The following is a 6,773-nucleotide window of genomic DNA, read 5'->3' on the forward strand; positions in this document are numbered from 1 at the left end:
CCGCTTGACGTGGACCCTGCCTGACGCCGCTTTGTGGCGCCGCAGCCGCTATCATTGCCACCTATGACTTCCAACGCCTCTACCCCCATCCGTACCCGCTTCGCGCCTTCGCCCACGGGCTTCCTGCACCTGGGCGGCGCCCGCACCGCGCTGTTCTCCTGGGCCTTCGCGCGCCACCACCAGGGCACGTTCGTCCTGCGCATCGAAGACACGGACGTCGAACGCTCCACGCCGGAAGCGGTGCAGGCCATCCTGGACAGCATGGACTGGCTGGGCATGCAGCCGGACGAAGGCCCCTTCTACCAGATGCAGCGCATGGACCGCTACCGCGAAGTGGTTGCGCAGATGCTGGCCGCCGGCACCGCCTACCATTGCTACAGCTCGCCCGAGGAAGTGGAAGCCATGCGCGAAGCCGCCCGCGCCCGCGGCGACAAGCCGCGCTACGACGGCACCTGGCGCCCGGAGCCCGGCAAGACGCTGCCCGCCATCCCCGCCGGCCGCCAACCCGTGGTGCGCTTCAAGAACCCCCAGGAAGGCGCGACGTCCTGGAACGACATGGTCAAGGGCACGATCAGCTTCGACAACACCGAACTGGACGACCTGATCATCGCGCGCCCGGACGGCACCCCGACCTATAACTTCTGCGTCGTGGTCGACGACTGGGACATGGGCATCACCCACGTGCTGCGCGGCGATGACCACGTCAACAACACCCCGCGCCAGATCAACATCCTGCGCGCGCTGGGCGCCACCCTGCCCGAATACGGCCACGTGCCCATGATCCTGGGCCCGGACGGCGAAAAGCTGTCCAAGCGCCACGGCGCGGTCAACGTCATGGAATACGACAACGAGGGCTACCTGCCCGAGGCCATGATCAACTACCTGGCCCGCCTGGGCTGGAGCCACGGTGACGACGAGCTCTTCAGCCGCGAACAGCTGGTGCAGTGGTTCGACACCCGCCACCTGTCCAAGTCCGCCTCGCAATGGGATCCCAAGAAGCTGAACTGGGTCAACGCCCACTACATCAAGCAGATGGACAATGCCGAGCTGGCCGAACGCGTGGCCCCGCGCGTGGCCAACCGCGGCGGCCACCCGGAAAAGATCGACCTGCCGGGCGTCATGGGCCTCTTGAAAGACCGCGCCGAAACGCTCGAGCAACTGGCTGACGGCGCCATGCTGTTCTGCGGCGAGTTCAAGCCGGCCGCGCCGGAACTGGTCGAGCAACACCTGACCGCCCCCGCCCGCGAAGCCCTGGCCGATTTCGCCCAGCGCGCCGCTGGCACCGACTGGACCCGCGACGCCATCTCGGCGCTGATCAAGGCCGTGCTGGCCGACCGCGGCCTGAAGATGCCGCAACTGGCGATTCCGCTGCGCGTAGCCGTGACCGGCCAGACCCAGACGCCGGCAGTGGACGCCGTGCTGGCGCTGCTGGGCAAGGACACCGTGCAAAAGCGCCTGGCCGCGATCTGATCCTGGCCTGCGGGGCCCGCGCCCGGCCCCGCAAAGCAAAGCCCCATCCGGCAACGCCGGCTGGGGCTTTTTTTACGGCATCCGGCGCTGCGCCGCGCCGGGGCAGGTTTTTGGCGGCCCGCGCCGCCATGGCGCGCCGCGTTCGGAAAAAGAGGCTAGGCGGCGGCCGGGCGGAACTTCAGCGCGCGCGAGAAGAACGCACCCAGCAACGGCAGCAACACCGCCGAGCCGCCGAACAGCACCGCCGCCCCGGCCTCGTCCACCACCGCGCCGGCCAGCGCCACGCCGGCCGCCTGGCCCATGAACAGGCAGGACGCGAACCACGCCACCGCCGTGCCGCGCGCCGACGGCACCATCTGGGTGGCATTGGTCTGCAACGTCGCATGCAGCAGGTAGTAGCCAAACCCGGCCAACACGCTGGCCAACAGGCTCCAGAGCCACACCGGCCCTAGCAGGTACGACAGGAAGGCCACGCCCAGCACCAGCCCGCCTGCCACCGCCAGGCCGCGTTCGCCCAGGCGCTTCAAGATCCGGCCCGCCACCACGGTGTAAAGCAGCCCGCCCACGGCATACACCGCCACCAGCGCGCCGGCGGCGGTCAGCGAGATATCGAAGCGCTCGTGCAGATAGGACGGCGCGAAGGCCAGCGCGCCGAACACCAGCAGGCCCTCGATGAACACGGTGGCCAGCACCACCCGCGCCCACGGCGTGCCCAGCACCTGCCGCGCCTGCGCCACGAAGCCCTGGCGCGGCGCGTTCGGATCCACCACGCCCAGGCCCAAGCGGCGCTGACGGCGCACTTCCTGGTGCAGCAGCACCCCGACGATCAGATAGCCGCAGACCAGCGCGGCGAAGGCCCAGCGCCAGCCCAGCGTGTCGGCGAACAGGCCGCCGGCCAGCTGGCCCGCCGCCATGCCCAGGATGGTGCCGGTCAGGAAGCGCGCCAGCGTGGCCTGCCGGCGCTCGTAGGGAACGGTGTCGCCGATCCAGGCCATCGACAGCGGCACGATGCCCGCGCCCGCCGCGCCGGACAAGGCGCGGCAGATCACCAGCATGTCCAGCGTCTCGGCCAGGACCGCGCCGGCGCTGCCCAGGGCGCAGGCAAAGGTCGCTACGCTGACGACCCGGTACTTGCCGTAGCGGTCCCCGACGGGGCCAAAGAACATCTGCAGCACGCCATAAGCGACGGCGAACGCCGTCACTGCGCGCGCGGCCTGGCCCGTCGTGGCGCCGAATTCGGACGCCAGCTGCGGCAACATGGGATCACAAATGCGGAAGGCGCTGGCGCTGACGAAGGCAGCCAGGGCCAGCAGCGCGATGGCGCGTGCTTCAGAGGAAAGGGCGGGCATGAAAGACCGGCGGCGGATGGAAAGGCGAAGCCCGCACCTTACCGCAGCCCGGCCCGCTTGGCGACGCCGCAATGCAGCGCCTGTCCGCCCTGCGCAACGCGTCAATAAGGCAGGCGGTAGCCCTGGGGCATGCGGCGCGCGGTCACGACCTGGCCGCCGCTTTTCAGCTCGCGCAACGTCAGCTTGGCCTGCTCGACCTTTTCGACGCGATAGCGGTTGACGTAGATCGGGTCGGCGGCATCGACGATTTCGCCGTTCGATTGGGTGGTCTGCATCGTGTAGATGCCGTCCACCACGCTCCAGCAGCCGGTTTCGCGCAGCGCCGGCCGCGTCTTGCGGCCGATCTTGAGCTGGGTTTCATAGGCCATGCGGCCGTCGGCATACAGCACCGTCAAGGCCTGGAAATCGCCGCTGACGCCGCGCGGCTTCGAATTCGAATACCAGGTGCCGACCATGGGATCGCCGCTCTTGGCCGGCACACAGGCCATCGGCTTGGGCGGCCCTTCCGGCTGGGCCTCGGTAATGTTGGCGGGTTTCCGGGTGACACAGCCACCCAGGATCAACACGGCGCAGACCACGCCCGCCGTACGCAAATACACACTGCTCATGACTTCCTCAACACGTCTGTCGACGCGCCGCGCCGCTCAGACCGGCACGCCCCTCGCGCAGCAAACATCACGCACTCTAAAGAGGCGCCTGTGAAGAATCAACGACGATCCGCGCCAAGTGCAATTGCGCAACAGTCCGTCGCGCAAAGCGCCTGCTTTAACGCTCAATCGCGCAAAAATGCGTTGGTTTCAAACGACACTGCCACCGCGCCGCATCGCTTTGTCGCGCAGCAATTCTTCCATGCGCGCCGCCGCCGGAGACAGGCTGCGGCCCGCCAATCGCGTGATGCCCAGTTCGCGCTCGATGCGCGGCCGCGCCAGCGGCACGAAGGCCAGCTCCGGCGAGTCCGGCGGCACCCCCAGGCGCGCCAGCACCGTCACGCCCACGCCGCGCTCCAGCATGGCCAACAGCGACATCATGTTCGACACGAACACCTGCCGCTCCATCATGAACGCCGCCTGCGGATAGCCGGCCAGCTGGCGGTGCGCCACCGTGCCCACCAGCGGCAGCCCGGCGATCTCGCGCCAGGTCACGGACTTGCGGCCTGCCAGCGGATGGCCGCGGTGGCAGACCAGCCCGAACGCATCGCGCAGCAATGGTTCGAACGACAGCCGCCGGTCGCGCAGCACCGGGCTGCATACCCCCAGCTCCACCTCGCCCGCCAGCACCATGCGTTCCACGCCTTCCGAGTTGTCGTCGAACAGGCGCAGCGCCACCGCCGGATAGCGCTCGCGATACACCGCCACCAGTTCTGGCAGCCAATGCGTCGCCACCGTGGCCACCGATGCCATCGTCAGGGTGCCGGCCTGATTGCTGGCCAGCCCCGACAGCGTGCCCGCCACCCGGTCGTGATGCTCGACCAGCTCGCGCGCCAGCGGCAGGCAGTCCTGCCCGAAGCGCGTCAGCGCATTGCCGTTGCCGCGCTCGAACAGCGGCTGGCCCAGGCGCTGCTCCATCTCGCGGATCGACAGCGACAGCGCCGGCTGCGAGCGGAAAGCCCGCGCCGCCGCCGCGCGAAAGCTGCGCAGTTCGGCCACCAGCAGGAAATGGCGATAGTGCGTGATGGACAGTTCGGGCAATGCGGGCATGGATCAGTCTGATTTGAAGAACTTATCAATTCATAGGAAAAATAAAGTTTTCTCATCATAGGGCGCCACTTAAGATGGCCGCAATGACTACCGCAACTCTCGCTCCCGCCGCATCCCTCGGCATCGATCCGCTGGATTTCGGCCTGGCCGACCGGCTTGCCACCCGCCCCGCCGGACAGGGCCGCCTGCTGATCGGCAAGGCCGCTGACGCTTTCACATCAGGCCCCTGCGCGCGCCCCGGCCTGCTGTTCGTCCCCGGCGCCTATCACGGCGCCTGGTGCTTCGCGCACTACCTGGACTATTTCGCCCACGCCGGCCTGGCGTGCGCCGCCGTCGACGTGCGTGGTCACGGCCCCTTGCCGCAGCACGCCGATTTCATCCGTGCCGGCATCGCTGACCTGGCCCAGGACGTCATCGCCGCGCTGGACGTGCTGGACGGCCCCGTCATCGTGGTCGGCCACAGCATGGGCGCCTTGCCCGCCCTGCTCGCCGCCACCCAGCGCCCCGTCACCGGCGTCATCCTGATGGCGCCGTCTCCGCCCGCCAACCTGCCGGGCGCCCTTGCCCTGCCGCCGGTTCCCGAAGATGCCGTCCGCCGCGCCCCCGCCGACACCGAAATCCGCGCCCGCTTCCTGGCCACGTCGCCCGAGCGCGACGTCAGCGCCGTGATGCGGCGGATCACGCCCGAAAGCCCTCAGGTGCTCAACGACCGCTACCTGCTGCGCGTCCCCGTCGACCCCGCGGCCATCACCGCTCCCGGCCTGTGCCTGGAGGCCGGCCTGGACACCCATGACCGCCACCCACCCGGCCAGGACCGCGCCATTGCCCGGCTGTTCGGCTTTGACCACGCCGTGCTGGCCGGACAGCCCCATTGCATGATGTACGGCGACGATTGGCGAGCCAGCGCGAGCGTCATTCTGGATTGGCACCGCAAGCGGTTCGGCTGACCCCCCGCACGGACACCCAGCCCCCCCGCACTCAGCACTCACCAACAAAGCCCCCCAAGGCAAAACAATAACGGCGCCCGCCGGCGCCGCCAGGAGACAAGCATGACCCGCACGCCTTCCCATCGCCCCGCGCCCCCGCAGCGCCATTCGCTGCATCGTCCCGCCCTGCGCGTCCTGCTCGTCAGCGCCACCCTGCTATTGGCCAGCGCCGCCCACGCGGCCGGCTGGCCCGAGAAACCCATCACCCTTATCGTCCCGTCCGCCGCCGGCGGCGCCGCCGACCTCACCGCCCGCACCTTCGCCCAGTTCCTGGGCAAGCAAACCGGCCAGACCGTCATCGTCGAAGACCGCCCCGGGGCCGGCGGCATCGTCGGCACCAACGCCGCCAAGAACGCGCCCGCCGACGGCTACACGTTCCTCCTGTCCACCAACTCCACCCACGCCGCCAACCAGTTCCTGTACAAGAGCCTGCCCTACGACGCCCAGAAGGACTTCGTCCAGATCGGCATGCTCGGCACCTTCGGCACCGTCGGCATCGTCGCCCCCGACAGCCCCTACCGCACCGTGCCCGAACTGGTCGACTACGCCAAAAAGCACCCCGGCGAAGTCTTCTTCGGCTACTACAGCTCGTCGTCCCAGGTCCCCGCAGAACTCTTCAAAAAGCGCGCCGGCATCGACATCGGCGCCGCCGGCTACAAGAACATCACCCAGATCATCACCGACCTGCGCGGCAAGCAAATCGGCTTCGCCTTCGTCGACTACCTGACCGCCATGGGCCAGATCGACGGCAAAGGCCTGGCCCCCCTGGCCGTCACCGCCGACAAACGCCACCCCGCCTGGCCCGACGTCCCCACCATGTCCACCTACTACCCCGACTTCATCGTCGCCGGCTGGCTAGGCATCTCCGCCCCCGCAGGCACTCCGCCCGACATCGTCGCCAAAATGAACGCCGCCACTCAAGCCGCGGTAAAAGACACCCCCACCGCCGACAAACTCCGCGCCCTGGGCCTGACCCCCGAAGCCATGGACACCCCCCGCTTCGACACCTTCGTCAAGGAAGACACGGTCCGCTGGAAGGAGTGGATCAAGATCTCAGGCATACAACCCCAATAAATACGCCCCCGAAAAAAATACAGGCAGCGCCCCCCGAAATGGCGGCGCTGCCTATATCTATATAGAACAAAGAAACCAGGCACGGGCTCTATATAGAGCACAGAAAACGGGCACAAGCGAAATCAGCAAACCGAGCAAGCAGAAAAACCCAGCAAAGCCCCCCCACCTAAAACCCACCGCCCCACCGCCAGCAACAC

At 68.3% G+C, this 6,773-nt stretch carries 6 protein-coding genes; 3 read left to right on the forward strand and 3 right to left on the reverse strand.

Annotated elements, in window-relative coordinates; genetic code table 11:
- Nucleotides 1-63: 63 nt before the first annotated feature.
- On the forward strand, nt 64-1,470 hold the full coding sequence (gene gltX / locus A9974_RS08415; protein WP_183003626.1) for a glutamate--tRNA ligase: 1,407 nt from the start codon (nt 64-66) through the stop codon (nt 1,468-1,470).
- 155 nt (nt 1,471-1,625) lie between these two features.
- Here the strand turns inward: gltX and A9974_RS08420 are convergent, their stop codons facing one another.
- The 3 genes from A9974_RS08420 to A9974_RS08430 form a co-directional block, all read right to left on the reverse strand.
- Nucleotides 1,626-2,819 carry an MFS transporter gene (locus A9974_RS08420; RefSeq protein ID WP_183003627.1) on the reverse strand — a complete coding sequence of 398 codons (1,194 nt, stop codon included), beginning with the start codon at nt 2,817-2,819 and terminating at the stop codon, nt 1,626-1,628.
- 101 nt (nt 2,820-2,920) lie between these two features.
- The gene (locus A9974_RS08425) at nt 2,921-3,427 is read right to left on the reverse strand and encodes a hypothetical protein (protein ID WP_183003628.1); all 507 of its coding nucleotides are present in this window, start codon (nt 3,425-3,427) and stop codon (nt 2,921-2,923) included.
- A gap of 189 nt (nt 3,428-3,616) precedes the next feature.
- On the reverse strand, nt 3,617-4,516 hold the full coding sequence (locus A9974_RS08430; RefSeq protein ID WP_183003629.1) for a LysR family transcriptional regulator: 900 nt from the start codon (nt 4,514-4,516) through the stop codon (nt 3,617-3,619).
- An 83-nt stretch (nt 4,517-4,599) separates the two neighbouring features.
- Here A9974_RS08430 and A9974_RS08435 point away from each other — a divergent pair, with 83 nt between their 5' ends.
- The gene (locus A9974_RS08435; protein WP_255468080.1) at nt 4,600-5,463 is read left to right on the forward strand and encodes an alpha/beta fold hydrolase; all 864 of its coding nucleotides are present in this window, start codon (nt 4,600-4,602) and stop codon (nt 5,461-5,463) included.
- A 102-nt stretch (nt 5,464-5,565) separates the two neighbouring features.
- Complete coding sequence (locus A9974_RS08440) at nt 5,566-6,576, forward strand: tripartite tricarboxylate transporter substrate binding protein (RefSeq protein WP_255468081.1); 1,011 nt, start codon at nt 5,566-5,568, stop codon at nt 6,574-6,576.
- Nucleotides 6,577-6,773: the final 197 nt, after the last annotated feature.

The organism is Achromobacter sp. UMC71 (assembly GCF_014170305.1).
Classification (GTDB): Bacteria; Pseudomonadota; Gammaproteobacteria; order Burkholderiales; family Burkholderiaceae_B; genus Achromobacter.